General features: G+C 68.6%; 21 protein-coding genes and 1 pseudogene. 11 read left to right on the forward strand and 11 right to left on the reverse strand.

What is annotated here, in order from left to right; all coding sequences use genetic code 11:
• Window positions 1-98 precede the first annotated feature (98 nt).
• The 3 genes from lhgO (at window position 99) to IF61_RS0131110 (ending at window position 3,752) form a co-directional block, all read left to right on the forward strand.
• The gene (gene lhgO, locus IF61_RS0131100) at window positions 99-1,067 is read left to right on the forward strand and encodes an L-2-hydroxyglutarate oxidase (protein WP_052393311.1); all 969 of its coding nucleotides are present in this window, start codon (window positions 99-101) and stop codon (window positions 1,065-1,067) included.
• A gap of 56 nt (window positions 1,068-1,123) precedes the next feature.
• The gene (locus tag IF61_RS0131105) at window positions 1,124-2,371 is read left to right on the forward strand and encodes an Nramp family divalent metal transporter (protein ID WP_030369903.1); all 1,248 of its coding nucleotides are present in this window, start codon (window positions 1,124-1,126) and stop codon (window positions 2,369-2,371) included.
• A 127-nt stretch (window positions 2,372-2,498) separates the two neighbouring features.
• Window positions 2,499-3,752 (forward strand): MFS transporter, encoded by a 1,254-nt coding sequence (locus IF61_RS0131110; RefSeq protein WP_030369904.1) that lies wholly within the window; start codon window positions 2,499-2,501, stop codon window positions 3,750-3,752.
• 229 nt (window positions 3,753-3,981) lie between these two features.
• Here the strand turns inward: IF61_RS0131110 and IF61_RS36120 are convergent, their stop codons facing one another.
• Window positions 3,982-4,161 carry a hypothetical protein gene (locus tag IF61_RS36120; protein WP_157848728.1) on the reverse strand — a complete coding sequence of 60 codons (180 nt, stop codon included), beginning with the start codon at window positions 4,159-4,161 and terminating at the stop codon, window positions 3,982-3,984.
• 173 nt (window positions 4,162-4,334) lie between these two features.
• The gene (locus IF61_RS32965) at window positions 4,335-4,892 is read right to left on the reverse strand and encodes a hypothetical protein (protein WP_245684687.1); all 558 of its coding nucleotides are present in this window, start codon (window positions 4,890-4,892) and stop codon (window positions 4,335-4,337) included.
• Window positions 4,893-5,883: 991 nt separating this feature from the next.
• Here IF61_RS32965 and IF61_RS33720 point away from each other — a divergent pair.
• Window positions 5,884-6,408, forward strand: coding sequence for an RNA polymerase sigma factor (locus IF61_RS33720; protein WP_157848729.1), 525 nt, complete (start codon window positions 5,884-5,886; stop codon window positions 6,406-6,408).
• 98 nt (window positions 6,409-6,506) lie between these two features.
• Window positions 6,507-6,746 (forward strand): helix-turn-helix domain-containing protein, encoded by a 240-nt coding sequence (locus tag IF61_RS0131125; RefSeq protein ID WP_030369906.1) that lies wholly within the window; start codon window positions 6,507-6,509, stop codon window positions 6,744-6,746.
• A 588-nt stretch (window positions 6,747-7,334) separates the two neighbouring features.
• Here IF61_RS0131125 and IF61_RS36125 read toward each other — a convergent pair.
• The gene (locus tag IF61_RS36125; protein WP_157848730.1) at window positions 7,335-7,655 is read right to left on the reverse strand and encodes a hypothetical protein; all 321 of its coding nucleotides are present in this window, start codon (window positions 7,653-7,655) and stop codon (window positions 7,335-7,337) included.
• Window positions 7,656-7,812: 157 nt separating this feature from the next.
• Window positions 7,813-8,037, reverse strand: a complete 225-nt coding sequence (locus tag IF61_RS36130; RefSeq protein ID WP_157848731.1) for a hypothetical protein — start codon at window positions 8,035-8,037, stop codon at window positions 7,813-7,815.
• A 170-nt stretch (window positions 8,038-8,207) separates the two neighbouring features.
• Here IF61_RS36130 and IF61_RS36135 point away from each other — a divergent pair, with 170 nt between their 5' ends.
• Window positions 8,208-8,561, forward strand: coding sequence for a hypothetical protein (locus IF61_RS36135; protein WP_157848732.1), 354 nt, complete (start codon window positions 8,208-8,210; stop codon window positions 8,559-8,561).
• A gap of 934 nt (window positions 8,562-9,495) precedes the next feature.
• Here IF61_RS36135 and IF61_RS32975 read toward each other — a convergent pair.
• Window positions 9,496-10,017 (reverse strand): DUF6262 family protein, encoded by a 522-nt coding sequence (locus IF61_RS32975; protein ID WP_030369909.1) that lies wholly within the window; start codon window positions 10,015-10,017, stop codon window positions 9,496-9,498.
• 333 nt (window positions 10,018-10,350) lie between these two features.
• On the opposite strand from IF61_RS32975, the gene IF61_RS0131145 reads away from it, so the two are divergent.
• The 5 genes from IF61_RS0131145 to IF61_RS32985 all read left to right on the forward strand — a co-directional run bounded on the left by IF61_RS0131145 (window position 10,351) and on the right by IF61_RS32985 (window position 14,011).
• Window positions 10,351-10,593: a glycosyltransferase gene (locus IF61_RS0131145; RefSeq protein WP_030369910.1), complete on the forward strand. Its 243-nt coding sequence runs from the start codon at window positions 10,351-10,353 to the stop codon at window positions 10,591-10,593.
• 104 nt (window positions 10,594-10,697) lie between these two features.
• Window positions 10,698-11,402, forward strand: coding sequence for a hypothetical protein (locus IF61_RS0131150; protein ID WP_030369911.1), 705 nt, complete (start codon window positions 10,698-10,700; stop codon window positions 11,400-11,402).
• A complete protein-coding gene (locus IF61_RS32980; protein WP_245684688.1) occupies window positions 11,399-12,418 on the forward strand; it encodes a glycosyltransferase family protein in 1,020 nt (339 codons plus the stop codon). The genes IF61_RS0131150 and IF61_RS32980 overlap by 4 nt, the downstream gene beginning before the upstream one ends.
• 432 nt (window positions 12,419-12,850) lie before the next feature.
• Entirely contained in the window at window positions 12,851-13,387 is a 537-nt protein-coding gene (locus IF61_RS0131160) for a hypothetical protein (RefSeq protein WP_245684689.1), read from the forward strand.
• Between the two features lie 51 nt (window positions 13,388-13,438).
• A complete protein-coding gene (locus IF61_RS32985) occupies window positions 13,439-14,011 on the forward strand; it encodes a P-loop nucleotide/nucleoside kinase family protein (RefSeq protein ID WP_281178053.1) in 573 nt (190 codons plus the stop codon).
• Window positions 14,012-14,276: 265 nt separating this feature from the next.
• On the opposite strand, the gene IF61_RS0131170 is transcribed toward IF61_RS32985, so the two are convergent.
• The 6 genes and pseudogenes from IF61_RS0131170 to IF61_RS35635 form a co-directional block, all read right to left on the reverse strand.
• Window positions 14,277-15,410, reverse strand: coding sequence for a hypothetical protein (locus IF61_RS0131170; protein ID WP_030369914.1), 1,134 nt, complete (start codon window positions 15,408-15,410; stop codon window positions 14,277-14,279).
• Window positions 15,407-19,987, reverse strand: coding sequence for a coiled-coil domain-containing protein (locus IF61_RS0131175; protein ID WP_030369915.1), 4,581 nt, complete (start codon window positions 19,985-19,987; stop codon window positions 15,407-15,409). The genes IF61_RS0131170 and IF61_RS0131175 overlap by 4 nt, the downstream gene beginning before the upstream one ends.
• A gap of 3 nt (window positions 19,988-19,990) precedes the next feature.
• Window positions 19,991-20,737, reverse strand: a complete 747-nt coding sequence (locus IF61_RS0131180; protein WP_030369916.1) for a hypothetical protein — start codon at window positions 20,735-20,737, stop codon at window positions 19,991-19,993.
• A complete protein-coding gene (locus IF61_RS37340; RefSeq protein WP_245684690.1) occupies window positions 20,734-22,368 on the reverse strand; it encodes a hypothetical protein in 1,635 nt (544 codons plus the stop codon). Before IF61_RS37340 ends, IF61_RS0131180 begins: the two co-directional genes overlap by 4 nt.
• A 162-nt stretch (window positions 22,369-22,530) precedes the next feature.
• Entirely contained in the window at window positions 22,531-25,107 is a 2,577-nt protein-coding gene (locus IF61_RS0131190) for a DEAD/DEAH box helicase (RefSeq protein ID WP_030369918.1), read from the reverse strand.
• A gap of 313 nt (window positions 25,108-25,420) precedes the next feature.
• Window positions 25,421-26,237: pseudogene (locus IF61_RS35635) on the reverse strand (IS5 family transposase).
• Window positions 26,238-26,490: the final 253 nt, after the last annotated feature.

Genomic DNA, 26,490 nt, shown 5'->3' on the forward strand with positions numbered 1-26,490 from the left:
TCCACCGCAGAGCTACACCCCCAAAGAACCCCTTTAACACCACCAGATGGGGGATATGGGTACTACGTCAGACAGCAACTGCCGAAACCCCAGAGAACGTGGCCTACGCCCGTGAGCACGGCGTAGCCGTGGACGTGTGCGGCAAGCTCATCGTGGCCGTGAGCCCCGGTGAACTGCCGGGCCTGCGGCAGCTCGCCGCCCGGTCGAAGGCCAACGGAGTGCCGGCCCGGATGGTTGGCCCGCAGGAAGCACGTGAGTTGGAGCCGCATGTGGCGTGCCTGCAGGCACTGCACGTTGAGTCCACTGCATCGGTCGACTTCCCCGGTGTCTGCGAGCACATCGTCAAGGAGCTCACTGCGGCCGGGGCCGACCTGCGGCTGGGGTGCCCGGTACTGGGCATCCGCCGCCGGAGCGGCAGGATCGAGGTCGCCATACCCGGAAGCATTGTCCGTGCCGACCGGCTAGTGAACTGTGCCGGCCTGCATGCGGACCGGGTCGCGCTTCTGGCCGGACTGCGGCCGCCGGTGCAGATCGTTCCGTTCCGTGGCGAGTACTACCAACTGCGACACCACGCTGAGCATTTGGTACGCCATTTGGTCTACCCGGTGCCCGATCCGGACTTGCCGTTCCTCGGCGTGCACCTGACGCGCATGCTGGACGGCACCGTCCACGCGGGGCCGAACGCTGTCCTGGCGCTGAGCCGAGAGGGCTACCGCTGGCGCGACATCTGCGTTCGCGACCTGGCGGCCGCCGCCTGTTATCCGGGCCTGTGGCACCTGGCACAACGCTATCCGAGCACTGCCATCGATGAAGTTGCACGCTCGCTGTCCCGGCGGCGTTTCGCGGCGAGCCTTGCACGCCTGGTGCCCGCTATCGGAACCGAGGACATCATTCCGGCAGGCTCCGGGGTCCGGGCCCAGGCCCTGCGCCCCGACGGCACCCTCGTCGATGACTTCCTCTACGTTCGCGCGCCGGGCCAGGTGCATGTGCTCAACGCTCCCTCTCCCGCCGCCACGGCCTCACTCGAAATCGCGCGGCACATCGCCGACCAGGTGCTCGAGGACTGACGGCTGCGGCCCGGCACCGCCCTGCCCGGCTCCGTGACTCTGATCGAGGTGACCCTGTGACGGCGACCATAGCGTCGGCGCGAAAACCTGCTCCACGACGGGCATCCATGTATGGACCGGCGTTCGTGGCAGCCATCGCCTACGTGGATCCTGGGAACTTCACCACCAACTTCGCCGCCGGCTCCCGGTTCGGCTATCTCCTGCTCTGGGTCGTCGTCGCGGGCAATCTCATGGCGCTGCTGGTGCAGATGCTGTCCGCGAAGCTTGGTCTGGCCACGGGCCGCGACCTTGCGCAGATGTGCCGCAGCCGCTATTCCCGCCCCGTGGCCCTGGGCCTGTGGGCGCAGGCCGAACTGGTCGTCATTGGCACCGATCTAGCGGAAGTGCTGGGCGGGGCGATCGCCCTCAATCTCCTTTTCGGACTGCCGCTGCCCGTCGGCGGGCTGATCACCGGAGCCGTTGCCTTCGCATTGTTGGGCCTGGAAACGCGCGGCTATCGCCGTTACGAGGTAGCCATCGCTGGCCTGCTCGCGATGGTCATTGTGGGGTTCCTGTTCGATACCGTGCTGGCTGGTCTGGACCTGCCTGGGGTCGCTGGCGGTACCGCTCCCCGCTTCTCCGGACCGGAGAGCGTACTGCTCGCGACGGGCATTCTCGGGGCCACTGTCATGCCCCATGCGATCTACCTGCATTCCAGCCTCACCAGTCTGCGTGCCCCGAGCCTGAAGGAGGCCAGCCCAGGTCCCCTGAGGCAGGGGCCGCTCCTCCGGTTGGTACGGCGCGATGTCCTGGTGGGCCTGGGGCTGGCTGGCCTGGCCAACGCGGCCATGCTCGTCATCGCCGCCCGGCTCTTCCACCCCTCGGGCCGGCCGGCGGACACCCTCGACGACGTCCATGCGGGGCTCGGCGACATGCTCGGCCAGGGCGCGGGGCTCGCCTTCGCCGTCGCCCTGCTGGCTTCCGGTTTCGCCTCCTCCTCGGTCGGGACCTACACCGGCCAGGTGGTCATGTCGGGTTTCCTCGGCAAGTCGCTGCCGCTAACCGTGCGACGTGGCATCACGCTCCTGCCAGCCCTGGCCGTCCTGTTCGCCGGGGTCGATGCCACACATGCCCTGGTGTGGTCGCAGGTCGTGCTGTCCTTCGGCATTCCCTTCGCCCTCGTACCACTGCTCCTGCTTACCCGTGACCGCACAGTCATGGGGGCCTTGACCAACCGGCTCCTGACCACAATGGCGGCGTCCATCGTCGCGGTGCTCGTCGTCAGCCTGAACATCTATCTGATCAGCCAGATCCTCTTCGGCTGAGACCCACGCCGGTTCGCACCGGTGAGTCCCGGCTGCCACATGCTGCCAACTCCCTTGCCACAGCTGGTAAGTTGCACAAGGCTTGCCTGGCCCTTACTTGGTTCTGTCCAGAATGCGGAGCACTGTCATGAGTCACCTGCTGTTGGACTCCGGACCGCAGCGCACTGTCGCCGCCTCGAACTTCGTCTATACCGTCGGCAGCGGTCTGTACCTGACCGCTGGGGTCCTTTACTTCACCGAGGCAGTGCACCTCCCGGCGTCCCAGGTAGGTCTTGGTCTCGGCATTGCCGGTGTCTTGTCGCTCGCGGTGGGTATCGCCGCCGGCCACTTGGCGGACCGGCGCGGACCCCGCGGCGTCTATGTCGCCACCCTCGTCGTCCAGGCACTGGCCACGGCCGGGTTCCTGCTGGCGGACAGCTTCTGGCCGTTTGTGATTGCGGCGTGCGCAGCCACCGGGGCGAAAGGCGCTGGCCTGGCCGCGCGCAGCCCGATCATCCGGCATCACGGAGGAGACAGGCCGCAGGAGTTCCGGGCCTATCTGCGTGCGGTGACCAACATCGGTATCTCCCTGGGCGCCGTGCTAGCGGGCTGGGCCGTGCAGGTCGGCACCCACAGCGCCTACCAGCTCCTGGTCATCGGTAACGCCATGGCCTTCGCAGCCTCCGCGGCGATCCTCTTTCTCCTGCCGCCCGTAGAACCAGAGCCGGCCGTCGGCGGCCCGCGCTGGATCGCGCTGCGGGACCGGCCCTATCTCGCGCTGACCGCCCTGGACGGCATCATCGCCATTCAGTTCAAGGTGCTCACCGTCGCCATCCCTCTGTGGCTGGTCGCGGCCACCACCGCGCCGCGCTGGTTGATCTCGGGCACCATGGTTCTGAACACCGTCATGATCGTCACTTGTCAGATACGTGCCAGCCGCAGCATCGACAGCCCTACGGCCGGCGCAATCGCCTACCGCCGCTCCGGTGTCGCGTTCCTGCTGTCCTGTGCACTGATCTCACTGGCCGCCGGTAGACCGAGCTGGGCCGCGGCAACGTTCCTCTTGGCCGCGGTCGTTGTCCACACCGTCGGGGAGCTGTGGCACTCCGCCGCAGGTTTCGAGATCTCCTTCGCCCTGGCCCCCAAGCACGCCACCGGCCAGTACCTGGGCGTCTTCGGCTTGGGTGCCGGCCTCGCCGAAGCCGTCGGGCCTACCCTGCTCATCTCCCTGTGCATCACCTGGGGACGCCCCGGCTGGTACGTCGTTGGAGCGCTGTTCGCTCTCACCGGCATGGCCGCACCCCTCGCCGTCCGCTGGGCACAACGTCAGGAGGGCACCCGGCAACCCAACAGCCAGACCACGAGACAGCAGCCGAACGTACCCGCACCGCCCACCACGTGAACCAGCACCGGCCAGGACACCGCAACTGACGTCATCTGGCGCCCGCGCACGTACGTGTGGAACAAGGACCGGGGCACCTTCACCTTGAAGGGCTCCCGTGGCCGGACCATGGCGTCGAAGTCCTGGCTCTGGCCGTGTGATGGGCGGGGGCCACTGTCCCGGGAGCCGGATTGGAGGCCTCCCCGCCGTGCTCGCTCCTGGTGGGCTTGGGATATTACGTGCTGGTCGGTCAGGCGCGGTGCTGGATCCAGTAGACGGTCAGGCTGACCAGGCCAGTTCCGGTGCCGTAGCAGGCGCCGCGCAGCAGGTGTCCGAGGGCGGCTCGGTGGTGGGCGGCGGCCCAGTTGGCCAGGCGGGTTGTTGTCCGGCAGAGTTGCTGTGCGAGGCGGCGTGGACGGCTATTGTGCATAGGGATGTCCTCTTGTCGGGGGCGTCGTGCGAGGAGTCCTGTGCGACCCGATGGCCTAGGAACCGGGGTCGCTCTAGGGGCTCCTTGCTGCTGTCCGGGGTCAGTGGCCGATGAAGTCGCGTAACCGCTGGGCAAGGCGCTGGTCGGGGCGGCGGACGATGATGCAGGCGCCGCTACCGTCGTCGGCGTCGGTCGACCTCCCTCTCCAGCGTCGCTGTGGGGAGGGCGGCCTGGGAGCCGTGGGCGTGCACGTAGCGGGCGACGACCTCGATCGACTCGATGAAGTCCTCATCGAGCGGGGCATCTGTCGGAGTGGGGGCGTGGAGTACTTGATGGCGCCAGTGGGCTGCCTCGCGGGACTCGCCTAGGGAGAGGTGGAGCAGGTGCAGGCAGTAGCCGGCTGCCCGGTGCCCTGCGCCTGCGGCCAGCTGCCACCAGAACTGGGCTGACTCCGGGTGTCCGGTCAGGTAGAGCAGGCAGGCGAAGACCGTTGCGCCCTCGACATCGAGGTTGTCCTCCTCTGCCGGAGCATCGGGACGGTCCTGGACGAGGCTGTCGACATGGTGCGCCGCGTCGGGCTGGTTGAGGATCCACCGGGCCACGACCTGCAAGCGGTGGCCTGCCTGGGCGGCCCGGAGCATGGCCGGGGCAGGGGTCGCCTGAGCGGCGTCGGCGGCCAGGCGCCGCAGGGCGGCGCCGACGTCGACACTGCTCGGGGAGGAGACCGGCACGGCAGCCTCGGCCAGGAGGGAGTCCCCCGAAAGTGTCCGTTTAAGGGGCACTTGAGGCTCTCGTGGCAGCCGCGAGGCCCGAGGTCCTCGGAGGCAGCCGCGCTTACCTCGCCGACGGGGTTGCGGACCGCCCGGCCCGGGGTGGTGATCGGCTACCCGCCCGACAACCCTTCCGCTGCTGCTCGGGGCACGGCTTCTGAGCCGGCCTGCTTCAAGAATCGAGGTCGGCGCCCCACAAGGGACGTCGGCCTCGGCCTAGTTAGGCACGCCGTTCTCTGCCGGTCGTGTCAATGCCCGTCCCGTCGCCCACCGCAGATCGGAGAATCCGTCGGTCCCGGATTGAACACGGGTCGAGATCCTGTGGTCCGGGGGGTGTCTTGTCCGGTTCGGATCCGATGCGCTTCACGCTACCGCTCCGCCCCCTCCCCTCTGCGTGTGCGGGGATAGCCCCAATTCCCAGGCGGCCCAGCTGCGCTCAACCCTCTGCTCCCTGCGCCGGCGGGGGTGGATCCAGACCCATCGGAGACTGTTCTCCGGTGGTGTCCTGTTCCCCGCGCTCGCGGGGATGAACCCCTCGCCGCCCTCGACGCCGCACAGCAAGGCCCGGTCAACCTTTTCGGTCCTGGCGCCCTGTAGTGAGTGAGCAGTGGTTGCGGCAGACGGCCGGGGCCGGGCCAGAGGGAGAGCACGCCGGTGAATGAATGGGTTGAGACGATGGGGTCGACGGCGTTCCTCGTTGGTGGGTGGCTGCTGGTCCCCCGGCGAGGGCAGCGGAACCTGTGGGACGTGCTGCATGAGCTGGCGCGCGTGCGGGGGAGTGCCCTGGCCGAGCGGGAACGGCGGACGACGCTCACTCTGCTGCTCGACCGTCTTCCTCCCGGCCGCAGCCGGGAGGAAGATACCGAAGACCGCAGGAGCGCAGGACCGGGCACGGCGGATCCGCGCACACCGGGGAGGTGTGCCCGGCGGCACGGGGAGGGGGGAGCGGCAGATGGCGCCGGGGGAGGACGAGTACCGACGGTTCTTCATGCGGTGGATGCCGCAGGTCCTGGCCTACCTGACGTGGCTGCAGGGGGACGCGGCGGTCATCGAGGATGCCGCGCAGGAGACCTTAATCAACGCGTTCCGGTACTGGGAGCGGGTTCGGACGCTGGAGAAACCCCAAGCCTGGCTGTTCAAGGTCGCCGGGCAGCGTCTGGGCGACGTCGAGGCAGCTCGGCGGCGGCACGGCGTGAGCATCGCGCCGCAGGAGCTCCCGGACCGGCCGCCGGCGGGGCACCGCGACGAAATCGCCGCGCACGAGGAGAACATGATGGTGGTGGAGGCGATGCGCAAGCTGCCCAGGCAGCAGGCGATCGCCAGCACGCTCCACTACGTCTACGGGCTGAAAGTCAGCCAGATCGCTGACATCATGGAAGTGGCCGCAGGTTCGGTGAAGACCCACCTGCACCGCGCACGCCGTGCGCTCCAGACGGTGCTCGGCGAGGACGACGAGGACGAGGGGGAAACGCCATGAGCCTCCGCGACCGCTTACAGAGTGCTGGCGCTTCGGTCGAGGCGATGTGGCACGACCCCGAAGCCCTCCATGGCCGCTACGCTCGTCTGTGCGCCCGGATAAATGCCGAGACTGCCCAGCTTTCGAGCCGTTCCCGCGAGCATCCCTTGAACGAGGTCGTCTTCCTGAGCGTCGCCGAAGTCGCGGCCGTCATGCGGATCTCGAAGATGACTGTGTACCGGCTGGTCCACAGCGGCCACCTGCCCGCCATCCGCGTCGGTAGGTCCTTCCGTGTTCCCGAAGCAGCAGTCCACGAGTATCTGCGGGAATGCTTCGGCGAGGTGCCCAGCGATGTTTAGCATGATAGCCGCGCAGTTGCGGTCTTTTCGGTACCAGCCGGTCGGCCTCAGCGGCGAGCCGCGCGCGGTAGGAGAGGTAGGCGCGCACCGGGCAGATCGCCGGGGCGTCGGCGTAGGGGTTCTTGGCATCGCGCACGGAATGCTTGGTCTTTCCGGTGAGGGCGGGGACGACCGGGCCGCGCGGGTGCGCGGTGACGTCGGCGGTGAGCAGGCCGTCCGGGTTCTGGGAGCGGGAGGCGTAGTGGAAGCCGGTGAGGACCAGGGCCTTGTCCCGCTCGCCGGCGAGGGTGTCGGGGCCCGCTGTACCGGCACGCGCTTGTACGCCTCCGCTTCCTCGGGGACGGGGGCAACATGGGTGGCGGGGACGGAGACGATGATGTCGGCCGGTTCGGCGGTGTCCTTGCCGCGGACGATGGCGTGCGCCCAGAGGGTCAGCGACACCTCGTAGAACCACATGCCGGCCTTGGCCTGCCAGCGGCGCAGGAGACGCCCGAGGAGCTCCTGCCCGTCGTAGAGCCGGATCCAGATCTGCGGTGTCGGCGTCCGCTCCGGCACCTCACCCTGGAACTGCCCGTCCATGACCTGGGCCTACGCCGCGCCGTCGGCCGCGGCCTCGTCGTCGCCGGCATCCTCGTGCACGCGCTTGAGGGCCATCCGCGCCTCAACCACCTTCCCGTTCTCCACCGTGCTCCAGAAGGGGTGCGTGCCGACGGTGATCGACAGTTCCAGCGCACGGGCCCGCAGCGCGGCCACTTGTTGCTGCTGCTCCTCGGTCCAGCCGGGGCTGTCGGGTCGGCTGCTGGGGTACCAGTGCCCCTCGGGCCTGCTCCAGCCAGGCAGCGGGACGACCGACCACGGCAGCGTCCGCCCGAGCGCGGCGATTCTCTGGGGGGTAGAGGTGTGGCACACGGCGAGTCATGATGACTTTGTGCAGCTCAATGCTGGTGCGGGCGAACAGTACCGTGTGCAACACCTGTGGTGCTATCGCTGGTTCGAGTGATGGCCTCGACCCGACGTGCCCTTGGAATTCCGGCTCGGACACCGAGCGGGCCCTCAAGGTCCATTACTAGGAGTGGCCTTTGAGTGCTTCGTGGACCACGATTGATATGGGTTTGCTAGTGGCCGGATCCTGCTGGGCCCAGTCTATGAGCGCCTGCTTGACACTTGAACTGCGTTCAGCCAGGATCTTTAGAATTATTTGGACGGTTCCGGCATCTTGTTCATTATCCGCCAAGATCAATATCTTGCGGAGTTCTTCAGTCGAGAGAGAGCCATAGTCGTCGCCGCTCATTGGTAAATCACTCCCTACATATAGACTCCGAGTAGGCTGCAGGTAAACGTGCCGTCCGCCATTGCGGGTCGCCACCGCAGTCAGGGATGGACTGGATCGTCGGAGTTGCGATCTTGAAATCTGTCGTATGCAATCGAATGGCCTACGCGCCGAGAGGATTGGAGGTAGTCGTGAATCACGACGAACCCCTCGCCGGAATCCCTCTGGTGGCCTATCGATCCGCGCCTCCCGGGGTGCATATTGCGCAGAGTCAAGGCAAAACCTGCACGTTGACCGTAAGTGAGTTGATCATCCCCGATGCTACGCACGAGGTGGTGCCCTTGTCGGCAATCGGCGCTGTCCATCATGAGCACGATTCGGTGATCGTGATCGATGCTGTGAATTATCATTTTGCGCTTGAATGCCAGTCCCGGGAGGATCGTGACCAATTTGCCTTCTGCGTTGCTTATGCAGCTCGTTGCAATCTGTACGATGCTGATGGTCTTGCAGATATGGGGAAACTCGAGAAGAGGTACCTCGGCTGATGGTAACCGTGGAGACTGGTCCGGCTCGCCAGTAGGCAGCTGACTCCACCCTAGAGCAGAAAAACGGCTTCCCCGAAGGCGATCCGGGCGGATTTAGCGGCGCGCGTCTCGTACTCTTCAGCCTTCTCCGCCCAGCCCTCACTTCCTGTTCCAGCGAGGTACCTCGCATAGGAAGCCGCTCCTTCAGCATCCTTGGTGGCCTCAACGTACGAAGGGGGACTTCCTTTAGCTTCGCAGACAATTTGTGTGGCCTCTGCTGCCGCTGCGGCGGCAGAGGCAGTCTCTTCGGCGATGTGTACCCACGCTCCGCCGCCGGGATACTCGCCAGTAGCGCGTATGCGAGCATTGGCCGCGTTCGTCGCCGCTGTCACCTAATTTGAGGCTAGGGCAGCCTGCCTGGCTGCTTCAGCAGCCGGGCCGCCAGGCGGACGCTCGACTGCGGCAGCTGCGCGTGCTCGTTGAGCCGCACTGCGAGCCCGCGTGGTCAATGCGTCCGCATTTTTAGGGTGAACCATATCGATCACCTGGTCGCACTTCTTGAAACTGGCACGTCGCGGAGCTGACCTCGTACCCAGCGTACGTCGAGAGTATTTTGGGCACCTCTCGACGGGGCAGTGATGTTTTCAACTTCATTGGCTGATAGGATGGAAGCTGGCGGCGCTGTTGCTTTTTGGAGTCTGTGAGTAGACCCCGGAGTCAGGGGCGACCAGCTTAGCTACGTTGATTCAAAGCCCTGGTCACGTCCCGGTTGGCTGCGCGCGCGGCATCGAGGTCGGATCGGACTTCCTCCAACGAGGCGGTGAGGACGAGCTGGCAGCCCAGGCTCTCAAAGAGCTGAACGGCGTGAAGCTTGACGGCCGCCGGATAGCGGTCTCTCCGTCAGTCAGTACTGACGGAGAGGAAGGTCGCTCGCTGGGATGCGGCGACCTTCCGTTCACTTGTAGCTCTGGTTGAGGGCCCGGGCCAGTTCCCGGTTCGCTCCCCTGGCTGCGTCGAGCTCATCGGTTCGTTCCTCAAGCTGTCCTCGCGTGTCGGCGAGTTCTTGTTCGAGCACGGCGATGCGTCGTTGGAGCTGGTCGATGTCGGCTGGTGCCCCCAGGCCAGACTCGGCCCATGCGGCCTCGCCGAGGGATTGGGACAGGCGTTTCTCCAGTTGGCGGACCCGTGCGGCGAGGCGTTTGCTGAGCTCGAGGGCGTTGGCCTGGTCGGCTCGGAGCGAGGCCCGGCTGACCGCCGCGATCCGTCCTTCCTGCGGTGGTGCCGAGGCGTCTGCGTGGACGCGTTCGAGAAGGTCCCGGTGCCGGTAGAGGAACGTGCGGTCCACCCGGGCCGCGCGGGCGAGGCCGGAGACGGTGATGTCACCGCCGCCTCGCAGTATGGCGTCGAGGGTTTTGAGGACGCGTTCGCGGCGGCGGGCCGAGTCAGCCCGCCGCCCGTCGGCCATGCTGTTGGTCATGTGATCCTGTCGGGCCGGAAGTCGGGCACTGGTGGTCCGACGCGGGGCATCCCGAGTGAGATGACCTGTCGTCGGCTGCGGCGCAAGGTTGCTGTGGCTTCTTCGATCTGGGCCTGCGTCCTCCGGAGTGAGGGAATCGAGGTCTTCCTTCACCTGCCGGATCAGACGCCGGACACGGGCGATCTCCTCTTCAGAGGGCATGGCCTCAGCTTTCGCCCAGTCGTCCGCGGCCGTGAACGCCGCCAGGCGCTCGCGGTTGCGCAGCAGGTCGACGAGGTATGCCTCGAGGTCGGGGAGGTAGGAGGCGTCGGTGCGGAAGTGGGCCGGGCAGGCGTGTCCGCCGGCTCCCTCGACGGCGTCACGGTCGCCTCCGACCGTGGCGACCGCGTGCGCTACCGGAACCTGCTGGCCGGCGCCCACTTCGGTATCGCGCCCTTCCGGCCCGGGTGCCCGTGGTCGATGTCGGTGGTGGACTGCCAGGGGATGGGCCTGCCGGTCATCGCCCCGCGCACCGGGTGGCTGGCCGAGCACATCGACGACGACCTGCTCTTCGACACCGACGACCAGGCCGTCTAGATCGCCCGCCGGCTGGCCACCGAAGCGGAGTTCTACCGGGTCCACGCCAAGCGCGCCCACGCCTCCACCGCCGCCGTGGCCGCCCGCTACCTGGAGGCGATCGCATGACCGGGTTCGACGCGGTCCTGCTGTTGTACGACGAGCCGATGGCGAACGCCCTGCACCGCCGTCTGGGCCGGGTACTGGGTGGCACGGTCAAGGGCCTGCAAGGCGTGCGGGGCATGCGCCGCGCGTACCGGCTGTGCGCCGAGCTGGCCGACACCGAGCAGTTCTTCCTCGCCGACGGCGACTTCTCCATCGACACCCGCTTCCCCGCCGCCGACGTGCAGCCGCTGGCCGACGGGATCTCGATGCGGGTGTGGCGGGCGGTCAACCCGGTCAACGGGCTGACCTACGGCTACGGCGGCTTGAAGCTCATCCGGCGGGAGGCGCTGCGGGAGATGGTCGAGGCCGTCGACGTCCTCGCAGCGCTCCCGGGCAAGGTGGAGTTCTGCGAGGTCACGGCCGGGACGACCCGGTTCAACCAGAGCCCGTACCACGCGTGGAAGGCGGGCTTCCGTGAGTGCGCGATGCTCGCGCGCGGCAGCGAGTACGGCATGGCCGATGCCGACGCCCAGGCCCGCCTCGACGCCTGGACGGACAGCCGCGAGGGCGATTTCGCCTCGTACGCGGCGGCCGACGCCCGCGACGGCATCACCTTCGCCCGTGAGACCGCATGGGACACGGCCCGGTTCGACGCGCTCAACGATCCCGCGTGGCTGAAGAACCGGTTCACAACCGCGCACAGCGAGCGGACGGTCGCTGGATGACCGTCGAACGTCCGCTGGTGCTCATCGAGCCGGGTGCCCACCGGCTCGGCGGGCACCACCCGCGCACCCTGGCCGCGCTCGCCGCCGCGCGGCCTGGCAGCGTGGTCATCGTCCCGTACGGCGCCGCCGACCCCGACCCGCTCCGCCTGGTCGGCGCCCGGCTGGTCACCGGCGCCCGGGGACCAGTTGCGGCGGTGCTGCTGGCCGCCGCCCAGTGGGCAACCGCCGTCTCGGCGGCCGGGCAGAAGGCGTTCGCCTCCCGACGGTGGCCGCTCGCGCTGCGGCGGGCCCCGCACCAGGTCACGCTGATCGCCCGATGCCTGACTGAGGCCGCGTGTCTACGGACGGCCCGGCGCCTGGTCCGGGAGCCGGAGGCGGTGGTGGTGCTCAGCGCGAGCGAGGCCCTTCACAGCGCCGCCGCCGTGCTCGGCGGACAGCCCCACCTGCGGTTCCTCCACGAGGCGATCACCACGGAGGACCTGCCGGTGCGGCTGCTCGGGCGGCTCGCCCGCCGCGGTGAGCGGCGCGTGATCGCGCTGTATCCGACGGAGGCCGTACGGGACCAGTTCGCCGGCGCCTTCCCCGGCCTGGCCGGGAAGGCACGGGCTTTCGCGGTCGACGACGGCCACCGGCTCACCGAGGCCGAGCGGGACGGCGCCCGCACCGCGTTCGGCATCCCCGTCGACGCGGCGGTGGTGTGCCTGGTCGGCGGCTGGTGGCCCTACAAGGACATCGCCACCGTCGATGCCGCCCTCGCCCGTCTCATTGCCCCGCTGCACCTGGTGGTCACCGGCACCCCGCTCAACGAGGAGGTGCTGGCCCGCTGGCACCGGCTCCCGCAGGTCCGCCTCCACACGGTGCCCGGACCGGTCGGCGAGCAGGTCCTCCGCCTCGTCTACGCCGCCGCCGACGCTGCCCTGGTCACCCGCCGGCCCGGGGTGCATGGAATCCGGGCTGGTCATGGACGCCGCCCGCCTCGGCGTCCCTTCTCGTCTCCAACCATGACCCTGCCCTGACCAGCAGGATCGCCGGGCAGCCGTGGGCCCGGCTGTTCCCGGCCGGCGATCCCGGCGCCCTCGCCGCCGTCCTCGACCGTCTCGCCTCCGATCCCCCCGAGCGGCCGCGGCCGGGGGCTCCGGCGGCGGTGGGCATGGCAACGGCGGCCGAGCAGGCCGCTGACCGCCTGGACCGCCTACTACCGCGCGCTCGGCATCACCGACTTCCGCCTCGCCTTCCACTTCCCCGACCACACCCCCGTCGCCTGGCGGGACCAGCTGCTGGTCGTCGCCGCAGAGCTTGGCCTTCCCCCGGCGACGGTCAGTACCGGGCCGTGGCACGAGCACACCAACACCGAGCTCCGCGATGCCCTGCGCGAGCAGGCCGGGCCCGGCTGGCACCTGCTCGCCGACTCCGACGAGTTCCACACCTACCCCGCCCCACTCACGGAGGTGATCGCCGCGGCAGAGGAGGCGGGGCGGCCGGTCGTGGGCGGGTTGATGCTCGACCGCGTCGCCCCCGACGGTCGCCTCGTGCACTGGTGGCCGGAGACCGGGCTGGACCGGGCGTTCCCGCTCGGCGGTCACCTCACCCACCGGCTCCTGCGCGGCGATCCCCGCAAGATCGTCCTCGTACGGTCCGGCACGGCCGTGGCATCTGGCAACCACCGGGCCCCCGGCCACAAGCCCGACCCGGACACGCTGGCCTGCGTGCACCACTTCAAGTGGCGTGCGGGCGTCCTGGACGACCTACGGCGACGCGTGGAGAACTTCACCTCCGGCACCTGGAGCGAACACACCCCGGCCGTACGGGACGAGGCCGGGCCCTTGCTGGAGCACATCGACCGGCACCACGGCCGGATCGACGTTGCCGACCCCCGCCTCGGCTTCCGCCGCGTCACCCTCGACGGCCCGCCGACAGGGTGGGCGGCCGAGGCCCGCGGCATCGTCACCCGCTGGCGCCCACCTGCCACGAACACCCGCCGGTAGGCGGCCCTGGTCGGCGAGAATGGAGACAGAGACCCGGCCGAGAGTGGAGAGGTGGACGTGATCGCGCGCGAGCCGGTGGCGGTGCTGCTGGTGGGCATCACTGGCTCTGGCAAGACCATGCTCGCCCGCGCCCTCGCCGACCGGGGGATGGTCCGGCTGTCCGTGGACGAGGAGGTACACCGCCTTCACGGCCGGTACGGCGTCGACTACCCCGAGGACACCTACTTCGAGCGCGAACGCCCCGTCGTCGAGGCGATCCGCCGCCGTCTCGCCGAGCACTTGGCGGCCGGGGACGACGTCGTCCTGGACCACGGCCTGTGGCTCCAGTCGGACCGCAACGCCTGGAAGAAGCTGGTCGAGGCAGTCGGCGGCCGGTGGCGGCTGGTCTACCTGCCGGTCGACCAAGACGAGCTGCTGCGGCGCCTGACCGACCGGAACCAGCGCGAGGACGCCAACGCCCTCACCGTGACCGCCTCCGCTCTGGACGACTTCTTCGCCCGCTTCGAGCCCCCGGCCCCCCACGAGCAGGCGATCATCCACACCGGCGACCCCGCCGAGACCTGCGCCGCCATCCTGGATGCCGAGCGGGAGCCAGAGCGGGACAGGCGATTCGGCGAGCCATGACCGGTCGAGTACGCCGGTGCCGGGAGCCGATCCGGGCGGCTGCCCGCTCGGACGCGCTCTGCTGCGGCCCGACCTCGGAGAACTTCCCGTACGCCTCAGCCTGCTCACGGTGTTTGGCTGCCTCGAGCAGCACGAAGGTAGCGTGCGGTCGGTGCGGGTGACAGTTCGATGGCGGCGAGGCCGAGTGGTGTGCCGATCCGGGCCTGATCCCGCGGATGCGCTGTCGCAGGGGTGCGGTGCGTCCACCGAGTCGAATAGAGGCAGGTCACCCGCGGAGGGCCTTGCAGTCGTGGGGTGGGTCTTTCGGCGGGGGCAGGGGCAGGGGTGTTTCCGTCGTGGGGCCGTCGCGTAGCTGGGCGAGCAGGGGAGCGTCCGGGCTGAGCAGGGCTCGTAGCTGGGGCAGCGGTAGTGCTTCTTGGCGCAGGACCAGGCCCTCGGCCAGCAGCTGTGCGACGGATGGGGCGATGTGGGGCGGGAGCCAGGCTGCCGCGGCGTGCGCCGCATCGGCGGTGGCGGGTGAGTGGGAGCGTGGCTGTCCGGCGAGGAGGGCCTGATAGAGGCCAGAGGCGGGCAGCAGCGGGGGAAGACCGGCGGCTTGTGCGCGGTGGCTGGCCTGCTGGGCGCAGTGTAGGCCGTCGATGTCGAGGTCTGCGTACATGAGCAGGTCGTCCACCGGATGGTCGCGTTCACGGAAGGCGGTGAGGGCGGTGGGGATGGAGGCGATCAGGTGATCGCCGGACCCGAAGCCGAGCCAGCCCACCTGGCTGCGGTCGGGCCATGCACCGAGGATCGTGCGCAGGCTGGTGAACGCGGCGGTGTTCTCCACGATGAGCATCCAAGGCGCCGGGCCGAGTTCGTACATGGCCAGCGGTGCGGGGGTGGGCCGTGCCCGCAGGTGCGTGGTGAGGTCCAGGAGTCCTCTGGCCACAAGATAGTGGCGCTCGATGTCCTTGAGGCGTTTTTCGTCGCCGAACAGCTGGTAGGAGCGGTCGGCGAGCGGGACGATCTCGGCATCCGGATCGTCCCGCAGCAGGGCGTTGATGGGGCCGAGGAGTGCGTGGTCGGCGGCCGTCAGGTTCAGGGTGGTGGCGAAGGAGAGCGGTTTCACGAAGGCCCGGGGTGCTGGCCGGCGCCGGGACGAGCGGGCTGGCTGGGTGCGTTTGACCCAGCGGGGCAGGGGCGGGTGGGCGCTGTAGTCCCACCCGTCACTGCCCTTGGGCAGTGTGGCCAGGCCACGGCTGTTCAGAGTCCGGGCGGCGTCGGCGAGGAGGCGGCGGCGCCGTGGTGAGGTGGCCAGGCTGGAGTCGCCCGCGTCGGCGGCGCCCGCCAGCGCGTCGAAGTCGACGTGCTGGCGGGACTGCCGAGCAAGGTAGGCGGCCATGCGATCGGCGGTGCTCACCCGGCGTCCTGTTCGGGGGTTTCGGTGTCCTGGCTGGTCTCGTGGGGCAGGGCGCCTCGGCGCAGGAGGCGGGCAGAGGCGATGCCGTCACTTTGGGCGTGGGCGACACCGCCTGCGACGGCGTCGCCATGGCGCTCGAGGATCTGGACATAGCGGCGTTTTGTGCGCAGGTCCACGCCGTTGCGCAGCCGGATGATGAGGGGGAAGCGGCCCAGCGCCGGGAGGTCGTTGGAGCCGGTGGTGTAGACGAGCTGGATACCGTGGGCCCCGGCGACGCGGCGCTGCAGGTCGATGAAGGGCCCGTAGTTGGCTTTTCCGAAGGGATTGTCGAGGATGAGCGTGCCCACGCCGCCGGCTGTACGGCGGTCACGCTGGGCGGCGCGCATCCGGGCGAGCGTGCAGTACAGCAGCACGGAGACTGTCAGGAGTTCACCGCCGCTGAACCTCTGGATCTCGGTGACGGATTCGCGTTCGATGGTGTCCAGGTTCTGCGTCGGCTTGATGATTTTCGCGACGATGTTGCCGTGGCCGCCGAGCGCCGCCAGGACCAGCTGTTTGGCCAGGATCATCGCTTCCGGCAGGGCGCTGGCCCGGCCCGCGGCGCTGGCCGGCAGGGAGGCGATGAGTCGGTCGACCTCGGCGGACAGCCTGCGGGCCAGTTCCTCCCCGCGGGCGCGCTGGCGCAGCTCCAGCGACAGGAACCGCTGGGTGGACCAGGTTCCCAGGTTCTTCGGGAGCCGGGAGTGGCGTGCGACTTCCTCCACACTGTCGAGTACCGCCTCGACCGTGCTCGCGCAGGCATCGACGACCCGGGCCTGGTCTTCGGCGGACTCGGCCAGGAGCGCGATGACCTGCCGCTCACGCTCCTCGATGTCTTCCATGAGCCCGGCCAGCCGTGCCGGCGCGGTGAGGTCCTGCTGCAGGCGTTCGCGCAGCCGGCCGTCGACAACCGGCGCGTACTCCGGCTGCAGAGCGAGCCGTTCCACCTGCTGCATGTGCTTGCGGAGGGTGTTCTTGGCGATCTCGTGGGCGCGGGTGGCCTGGGATGCCTCGCGGGTGATGCCGTCCTTGATGCGCTCGGCATCCTGCGGCTGCAGGGAATGTGCGGTCACGGTAGACAGGCCGTGCCGTTCGAGCAGAAGCGCGTCGACGGTCAGGTCCGGGTCGCCACCACTGTTCTCGCCCAGCGTCTGGTGGTCGGCGGCCGAGCACAGGCTACCGGCCGACTGCCGGAGCCGCGCGGCATCACTGCCTGCCTGGTCGGCGTTGCGATGGATGCGCTCGGCGTCCAGACGCCGCACCTGGGCCAGTGCGTGGTCCTGCTCCAGACGTTTCTCCTCTGCCTGCAGTTCCTCCTGGGCGGCCTGGGCACTGGGGAAGGAGAGATGCTCCGCACCGGGGACGAGGTCGGTCAGCTGTTCGGCCGCCTTCTGGTGGGCTGACATCGCCTGACGGTGGAGCAGGCCCGCTTCGTGCTCGGCCCGCTCGGCATTCTTGTGGGCCTCGGTGGCAGCGGCGATGCGCTCGGCGAGACGGTCGGTGTCCGCCGCCTCGGCCTCCTGGGCAAGTTCCGCCGCTCTCGCGCGCGCCGCGGAACCGGCCGCCACCAGCTTCTGGGTGAGGGCTTCGATGGCCGTCTCGGTGGTGGTGAGGCGCTGCTGCAGGGTGGTGTCGCTGATGCCGTCGCGCCAGTCCTGGCGGGCCTGGCCCCAGCGCTCGCGCAGCGCCTGCACGCTCCCCTCCGGTACCGCAGCCGGGCGCGCGGCGTCGATGACCTCGTCGGACAGCTCCTGGCGGATCTCTTCCGCCCAGACGGTCCAGCGGTCCGCCCGCTCCCGGTACTGTCGAAGCGCCGTTTCCGCGACCCGCTTCTGCCCCTGAGCGCTCGAGCAATGCTTCTTCAGCCGCTTCGCGGCGGCGCGGTGCTCACGTGCCTCGGTCCGGGCTTGCTGGCTTTCCGCCATCCAGCCTTCCATCGCCCGGGCCGTCGCCTCCAGGGCCCGGACGCGGGGGAGCGCCTGCGTGAGCGCCATCAGCGTGTCTGTGAGCTGAGCGAGCCGGTGCTCCGCCTGGCGGCAGGCTTCCTCGGCTTCCTTGGCCTGCTGGGCCAGAGTGCTGGTGCGTTCGGTGAGCGTGTTCACCTCGTCGTCGAGCTGGCTGAGCAGCTCTTCCAGCGCGGCGCGCGCCCGGGTGCCGAACGCCTCCTGGTACGCCCGCAGCCGCACGGCGAGGGTGCGATCGGCCTCGCGCCGTACGATGACGGCCTCGAGGCGCTCTTCCAGGGCGCTCAAGCGCGCGGTGACGCGGTGCAGTTCCTCCTCGCTGGCCTCGGCGTCCAGAAGTGAAGGGCGGATGGGCAGGACCGCGATATCGCCCGGCTCCTGGGAGAGCAGAGCGTGGGCCTCGTCGTCGGTCCCCACGGCGATCACCGTGGGCAGTGCGACATTGGCCTGCCGGGCTAGGGCCGCCAGGTCGCCACCGGGCACCGGCCCGCAGATGACCACCCCACCGATCAGATGGGGGATGGCCGCGATGACCTCGTCATGCTGGTGGGCGGGCACGGCCTCGCGCAGGAACTGCATTCCCGCCACGGCCTTGGCACCGCGCTCCCGCAGGGCGGCCACGGCCTGTTCGACCTCGCGGGGTGGCGGACAGAACCCGTCCTGCTCCAGCGCGTCGCGCAGCCGCTCATCCTCGAACGCCTGGGCACGCTCGGCGGCCAGTTCCGTGTCCGCGTGCGCGACCTGGTCGGTGAGCATCGCGATGAGGTCGGTGCCGACCGCATCCAGGTCCAGTTCGCCCCCATCGCCATCGATGCCCGCCAGTTCTTCCAGGCGCGGCTCGGCTGCCAGGTCGCGATGTTCTTGTGCCAGCGTGTTCCACTGGTCCCACACCTGGTCGTGCCGCTGTCGTGCACTACTGAGCTGGCTGGCGCACGACACGCGTTCCGCCGCGATGCCGGTGCTTCGTTCACGTGCCGCCTCCCGCTGACGCCGCGCCTGCTCCAGATGCTCCCGAGCCGCCTCTTCTTCGCGGGCGAGGCGCTCCAAGGCAGCGTTCGGCTCCTCCTGCTGGCCGAGCACACCCTCGCGGCGGCCGGCCGCGAGGTCCCTCTGCCCTTCCTCGCGGCGCGCTTCGGCGAATGCGCCCCGGCTCTCCGCGCGGCCGGCCGCAGTGACAGCCTCCTCGAACTCCCGCTCGGCCACCTGGGCCTGCGTGGTGGCCGTCGCGAGCTCGGCGCGGGTTTGGGCCTCCTCGCCCTCGAGCCGGGCGAGCCCGTCTTCGAGCTTGGCGAACAAGGCGGCACCCGCCCGCTCCACTGCCTCCCGCAGCGGAGCCTGCTCGCTGTGGAGATGTCCTAGCAGCTGGTTGACCTGCTGCCGCTCGTCCTCCTGGTCCGCCAGCTCCATGAGTAGGGGAACTGTCTGCCAAGCCGAGTGCTCCCGTTCCGCGGAGCTGGCTGCCTCAAGGCGCTCGGCGTGCTCGCGTGCACAGTCCCTCACTCGAAGCCGTTCGGCGGCCTCTCGTACCGCGGCCACGCGGTGCCGTCGGCCCTCGACCCGGCCGTCGGCCTCCTGTGCCTCTCGTGCGGCGGTCTCGGCGCGCTGCCGCAGGGAGGCCGACTCCTGCTCTTGGCGCTCGGCCTGGCCCTGGAGGTGTTCGCTGGCGCGCCGGGCGAGGCGGATTTGCTGGCCGAGTTCCTGCTCGGCGACGGCGGCTGTGGCCGTCGCCTTCTGCACCGGCCTCAGCCGCAGGACAGCCTCCGCGAGGAACCGTTCCTCCAGCTCGTGCGCAGGCCGGGCGGCCAGTTTGTCGGCGTGTGCGGACAATGCTGCGCGCGCCGCTGTGGGCTCAGCAGGATCGACGGTCATGTCGATGAGGAAGTTGATGAACTCCTCAACCGTACGGAACTTGAACAGCTTGGTGATGCCGCCCTCTTCCTGGTTCATGGTCCGCTGGATCTTGAAGACCTGCGGGTCCAGACCGTGGCTGTCCAGCTGCTCTTGCCAGGCGTACTGCTCGTCCGCGACGACCAGCCGCAGTCGGCGCTCCAGCTTGTGCACTGCCTCCAGCTCCCGTACGTAGGACCTCATGCTGAGCTGGACACCGTCGGCGCGCACGGGCAGCGAATCCAGTTCCAGCTGGCCGGGCCGCGGCCGCAGCAGGTACCAGCGGCGCTCCAGCCGTTCCCAGCCGCCGCTCGGGTCAGCCGGGCGCTGCCCGTCGCGCCACTGATAGACCCCGCCAGTCAATAGCACCGCGCCGACTGCGTGCCGTTCGGAGTCCCCCCACTCGGCGACCACATGCGAGACCTGCCCGTCGGGAATGTACTCGGCGAGCGACTTGGCATCGATCGCCCCGATGAAGTCCTTCTTGGCTGGCAGCAGCAGGCTGAAGAACAGCGAGAGCAGACTTGACTTGCCCCCGCCGTTTCGCAGCCACAAGATCACGTCCACGGGCTGCATGGGGAGGCCGTTGACTGAGCTCGGGCCGCCGGTCAGATCCAGCACGAGCGATTTGAACCCGGCCGCGCGGTGGCCGATGTTCTCCAGACGGAAGCGTCGCAGTTGGAGCATGAGTCAGTCCTCCTCAGCAAGGTGTGCACGACGCAGATCGCACAGCACGGTGAATGCCGCCGAGGCGGCTGCCTCCCGCACCTGCACGCGGAATCGGTGAGCGAGCCGGTAGTGCCCCACCCCCAGCTCGTCGGCGCGGTAGGCCATCCCCTGCTCCACCAGCCAGTCCAGCGCCTCCTTGATCACGCGCTGGGTGCTCGACTCCGACAGCCGCCCCGTCGCGGTGGGACGCGAGGGCGGGAGTTTGGCGTACACCTTCCAGGCAGCCTGGAGCTCGTCGTGCGGTACGGCCAGACCATCCGCGTCCACGGCTGCTTCGCGGAGCCGGTCGGTCAGGCGCCGCAGGAAGTCGTCGACCTCGGTCAGCGAGGTCCGTTTGACGCTCTCCTCCTCCAGATCCGCCGGGGTGGGGTAGGCACGGGCCGCGATGGCCACATGAGCGAGTCCCAGAACGAGGCGGTCCTTGACCCCCAGCTTGGGATGGTCCTTGAGACGGTAGGACAGCCAGGTCCCCTCCCGAGGATGCAGGATCAGCCCTTCGACCTGGTGGGCCTCGATCACATCCAGCTCCAGACCGTCTGCGACGGCGTCTGCCGCGCCGCGGAAGGGCCCGTCCAGCCGGTAGCGCTGCAGCAGGTCCCGGTAGCGGGGGATACCCAGGGGGCGCAGACGCGGCTGGCAGCCGAAGCACACCAGCGCGGCGGCGTCGGCCAGGTCAGCCGTAGAGTAGGCGTACGCAGCAGTGGTCACACCAGGACCTCCAAGTCGTCCTCGGCGTAGGTGGGGTCGGGGATCAACGACTGGGCAGGGACGAGTAGCAGGTCACTGCCGGTGAACGTTCCGAGATCGAAGACGGCGCCGTCATCGAGGACCACTAGGTGCTCCTCCAGCAGGTCCGCCAGCTCGTCCGCCGTCCCTTCCTCCTCGTCGTCCTCCGGATCTGGAGCGAAAGCCCGCAAGACTGAGATGGCAAGGAGGTCGGCGGCCTCCACGCCGTGCACCAGCGCCTGCTCCAGTAGCTGGGACAGCCGCACCGGTGCGCGCAGCGCTTCCGTGAGCAGCGCGCGGGCGACGGCGACGTCCTCGTCGCCGTAGAGACCGAGCTCTCCGGGGTCGTCGGCGATCAGCTCGATCTCCTCGTCCGGGAACGTCTCGCGTGCCTCGCGTGCCGGAGCCAGAAGCGAGGCCCACCAGTCCCGCAGCCGCGGCCGGTGAGGGACCACCGGTCCGCCGGCCGCATCGGCGAAGAGGCTTGCGACTGCCTCGGCGTCCTCGACACCGAGGCGGAGAACCGGCTCCAGCACGTCATCCTGCACCCCCACCAGCGCAAGGCGCGGAGGCGGCCTGAAGCGCTGCTCGGCCTGGGAGCGCAGGAACGCCGGGCGAGCGTCGATCACCTTCTCCAGCAGCTGCATGTGCCGGAGATGGGCCCGCCCCAGCAGCCGCAGGATTCGCTCGCAGGTACGCCGAACCTCCGCGTCATCCACATCGTTGCGGACCTCGCGCATCCACTCCATCAGCTCGCGTTCCACCCGTTGACGCTCACAAAGGTGTTCGCGGGACACCTTGAGCAGCTCCGGCACGTCCTGGCTCCAGTCCACCGCCCGCACATCGCGTTCGGTCTCCTCCAGGACTGCTCGCACCCGCTGGCAGTACATGAGCGACAGCTTCAGACTCTCCGCCGCGCTCTCTTCGGCATGCCCCCACCGACGGGTGCTCACCTGGCGACGCAGCATCACGTCCTTGGCCGCCTGCACGTCCTCCAGATCGTGCTCCAATCCGGACAGCAGGAGGTTGATAGCCGGAGTCGTGGCTCGCAGCACGGCCTGACCGCGCCGCCCGAACCCCTCCTCCAGCATCCGCAGCGACAAGGTCACCCGGCTGTGACCTTCGCGGTAGTCGCTGTAGGAGATATCGAACTCCTCTCCGTCCTGAGCGTCGTTCAGCAGCTCACGCAGAACGAACCGAGCTACCGCCAGGTGCTCCGAGGCATCCCGCTCAGGCGCCGCCGACGCCGCCAGGGAGGCAAGAAACTGGACCACCTCCTCCGTCGTGGCCTCCGACTCCATCTCCTGCTGGCTCACCACCGCCTCCAGGGCAGCCAGCCCGAGCGTGCGGGGACAGTAGAGATCACGGGGGAACCGCTGCCATGCCTTGCGCTGATCGATGCGGTGCAACGGCGCCCCGCGGGCAAGGACCGAGTTGCGCCGGGTGAATCCTGGCTCGGCTACCAGCGCGCGCCACTCATCAATTCCATCGGGGACCGCTGGCGCCGAGGCGAGCAGCCGCCGCTCCTCCCGGTCCAGCAGAGCCTGGACCATCGAGTCGATGTCATCCTCCGCACAGCCCGTGCTGCCGAGGGATACGTTGCGTTCTGTCATGCCATCAGTGGATCAGCCAGCACTGACAAAAGGTCTGAAAAACGTCTAATCCGCCACCCGGTTGGAGTGCACCCAAGAGGATGAAACGGGACCGTTGGGGCTCCCGGAACCCGGTAGCCCCAACGGTCCCGTGGAAGTAACGTGCGACGGCCTACCGCGCTCTCACCCTCGGGTCCTGCCCGTCGTGGCGGTGGACCAGCGCATGCCGAGCGCGTCCAGGTCCGCCCGGCGTTGTTCGGTGAGTTTGTCGGCTCGTTTCCTGATGTTGTCGAGGACCATGCCGAGCTTCACCGCCACAAGCTCCTCGGCGCCGCCCTGATCGCTTGTCGGCCCGCCTTCTGGCCCCAGGTGCTCGATATGTTTTCTGGGGACGTTGAGGTGGCCTTCGCGGGCACGGTACTGGCGTGCCGCCCGGAGGTTGAGGGCCCATTTGTCTTCTTGGGTGCGTTTCACGGGCCGCTCGTCTTCCCCGGCCGGGGTGAGGGCGAGGACGTTCTCGAGCAGCCACTGCTGGACCGGCACGAGACTGTCCCAGATGAACCGGCAGGCCGTTACCCAGCGGCCGAGGTCTTCGCCCTGCACGATCACCTCACCCGCGACCGTCGGCACCGTCCCGCCGCCTTCGACATGGTTCTGGGTGAGGCGGAAGCAGCGCTGCCACCCGGTATCCCATACTGGGCACCAGCCAGGGTCGATCTCATCCAACGCCGCCCGCCGCGCTTTGGTGAGGGCTTTGGCGCTGGATTCGACGGGGAGGCCGGCTGCGCGGCGTTCGGTGATGGTGTCCGCGAGCCGGGCTGCGGTGCGCTGGTTTTTCGCCCAGGTCCCGACGGGGTAGCCGTCCCAGACGGCGGTGGCCGGTGGGAGGAAGTGCCCGTGGACCGCAGCCCAGGCGCGGGCGGCGGTGAGTCCTTCCTCGAACGCGACGTCGTGGTGGGACCAGACCATCCCGAGCTCGTCCAGCTCAGCAACCCGGTCGGGGGCCAGGCGTCCGGCTTTGTTGAAGCGCCGCTGGTCCGCCAGCCATGTGCCCAGCGGAAACCCGGCTGGCGACCAGCCCTGTGGCGTGATGAAGTCGTACGGCACCCGCAACTGCATGGCGCCGGTCTCCTTCACGTACCGCATCACGGCCTCGATCCCGCGCCGCCAGAAGCTGTTCTCCGGCTCGATCACCCGCAGCTTTACAAACCGGGCCAGCAGAGCCGGGTCCCGGGGCGTGCTGAACTTCAGCAACTCCCGCGCGGGCGCACTCGGCCCCGGCTCACCCTCCAGCCGCTCCCGGCCGACTTCACCAGCCTCCTCGACTTCCTCCCCGGGCTCGTAACTGCCGCTGCGCACACGGGGGTCGGCTAGGGCTTCGATGGTGTCGGTGTCGTGCGCACGGAGCGCTTCGAGGATCTTCGTCAGGGTTCCGTACGCCGGAGAGAGCAGCATTTCGTCCGGGCTTTCACCAGGCGCGAGGAATACCGGAACGATCAACGAAGCAATCTTTCCTTCGCCGGGTTTCATCCGGAGTGCGCGGCCGACCATTTGCACGATATCGATCATCGAGCCCCGCGCGTCGCAGAATGCGACGGAATCACAATTCGCTGTATCGACCCCTTCGCCCAGCACCTTCACGGAGCTGAGTACGCGCAGCGCGGCCGGCCGCAGTCCGGGCCCGTCACCCTCATGGTCCCGGGCCTCGATGACGTCGGAGGCGAACTCAGCCAGCACGGCCTGCCGGTGACCGACGGCGTGTTCGCCATACAGCCAGTTGGCCCACACCCGACCCGGCGCCGGGAACCGGCGCGGATCGTCCTGCCAGAGCCGCCTTGCAACGTCGACGACTCCTTCAGCCATAGCCTCAGCCTCGCTGACCTTACTGTGAAAGGTCAGCATCTTCCGTAGCTGCTCCTGCGCGGCTGCGGTCAGGACCCCGGCCTGCAGCGCCGCGAGCCGTGCTCCGCGCACCGCGTCCGATCCGGCGCCGACGACCTGGTGCGCCTCGTGGAGCTCGGGATCAGTGATGTCGACGCACACGACTTGGTACGGGGCGACCAGTCCGCGGCTGACGGCCTCGGACAGGGTCAGCTTGAACGCCACGGGCCCGAAGACGGCAGAGTCCGGGTCCATGCTTGCGATCAGCCGTGGTTCCTCCCGCTCGTCATTGCGGGCGTCCCCGGGTGCTTCCCAGACTCTGGCGGTGGCGGTCATGTAGAGGCGGCGGGCCGCCGGGATCTTGGTCTGGTGGTGTACGGCTGCCCACGGCTTGCCCGCGTCTCCGCTGGTCCGGTGCGCCTCGTCCACGACCATCAGGTCCCACACACCCAGGCCCTGGGCGTGTGCGCGCTGCAGGATGCCGAGGCCGATGGCGGCGTAGGTGGCGAACACCGTCACCCGCTCCAGCCCCTGTGCCCACGCCACGAGCTTGCCGGGGTCTGTTGTGCAGGGCATGCCGTCGGAGTCCTCAGGCCGCAAGCGGCACACTCCCAGCGTCGCCCCCGTGCGGCCGCCTTCCCGCCATGCGGCCGCGGTCTGCGTCAGCAAGTCCAGAGTTGGGACCAGGACCAGTACCCGCCTCGCACTCAGTTTCTGGGCAGCCTCGGCGGCGATGAGTGTTTTGCCTGAGCCGGTTGCAGCGATGACTTGGGTTCGCAGTCCCTCGGCCGGCATATGTTCGTCGGCAGGTGTCTGCAGAGCACGAAGGATGGCATCGACCGCCTCCACCTGATGCGGGAACAGTTCTTTCCTTGACATGCAATTTCCCTTTCTTGCTCACGTCTGACGCTTTGTCCGTCCGCTAGAATCCTGGTTATTCCGGAAACCAGAGGGTTAGGAAATTGGCTTTCTGCCCTCTTCGTGAATGGTTTTTGGTGCTGTGTTCGACACCCCGCCCCGGCCTCAGGACCTTGCGGCGGGGATGGTTTGTCTCTCCATAAAGTAGCGGCCCAAGAAGTATGACGCATGCTGCTTGTTTAGGGTGTTCCGATCTGTTCGATTCCGCTACCCTGAGCTCCTCGTGGTGAACGTCACCCGGCACTTTCTGCCCGTACTTGACTAAGACCGTGTCCTATGTGGCGAGGCGGATGAGGCGTTTGTAGCAGCAGATCGCGGCTGCGAGGCCGAGGAAGGCCGGGTAGTTGCGGGGGTCGCGTTCGTAGCGGGTGGCGAGGCGGCGGTAGCCGGTCAGCCAGAAGATGGTGCGCTCGATTACCCACCTGCGACGTCCCAGGCGTTCACTCGACTCGATGCCTTTGCGGGCGATGCGGACGCCGATGTGCTCACCCCACAGCCATTTCCGCAGGCCAGGCTGGTCGAAGGCCTTGTCGGCGTGCAGTCGCCGGGGCTTGAAGTGCCGGCCTCGATGGGGGGCGTGTCTCGTGTGGAGCCCCAGGATCATGGGCTTGAGGGCCTGGGAGTCGTGGGTGTTGGCAGTGGAGAGCCCGACGATGAGAGGCAGTCCGTTCTCATCCGACAGAAGGTGTATTTTGGAACCCGGCTTGCCCCGGTCCACGGGCGACGGACCTGTGAGTTCGCCCCCTTTTAGCCCTGACATGAGCGGAGTCGAGGACCACGCGAGTCATATCGATCAGACCCGCGTCGTCAAGCCGGTGCAGAACCGCTTCATGCGGCCGGCCCCACACGCCGGCCCGTGATCAGATCAGGAACCTCCGGTGGGCAGTGGGCTTCGAGACCCCGAAGCAGGGAGGTAGTGTCAGCCAGGCACAGCCACTGACCAGCACATACACGATCGCGGCAAACAACGTCTCATCAGGCGTGTTCTGCGTCCCACCGCCCTGAGGCCGCACCTTCTCCGGCGGGATCAGCGGCTTCGCGATCTCCCACAACCCATCCGGAACAATCCAACTCCACGTACCCCGCCTCATATTGAGGGTCTGCCCAGCCTCACTACACAGGACACGGTCTTAATAGTAGTAACGACAGTGGCCCGCTGAACCCCTGTCACCCAAGGCAAGGCGATCCCTCTTCCCCTTAGCCAGCCAAAGGAACGCGCGGAGCGTGTTCCGCCAGGCCGGATCGCGGAGCGATCCAGCCTGAGGCCAACGGAGTTGGCCTCCCAGGCCACGGAGTGGCCTGGGTTCTCGGGACGAAGTCCCGGAATACCGCACGGAGTGCGGT

The sequence above is a fragment of the Streptomyces roseoverticillatus genome, assembly GCF_000719265.1.
Taxonomy (GTDB): domain Bacteria; phylum Actinomycetota; class Actinomycetes; order Streptomycetales; family Streptomycetaceae; genus Streptomyces; species Streptomyces roseoverticillatus.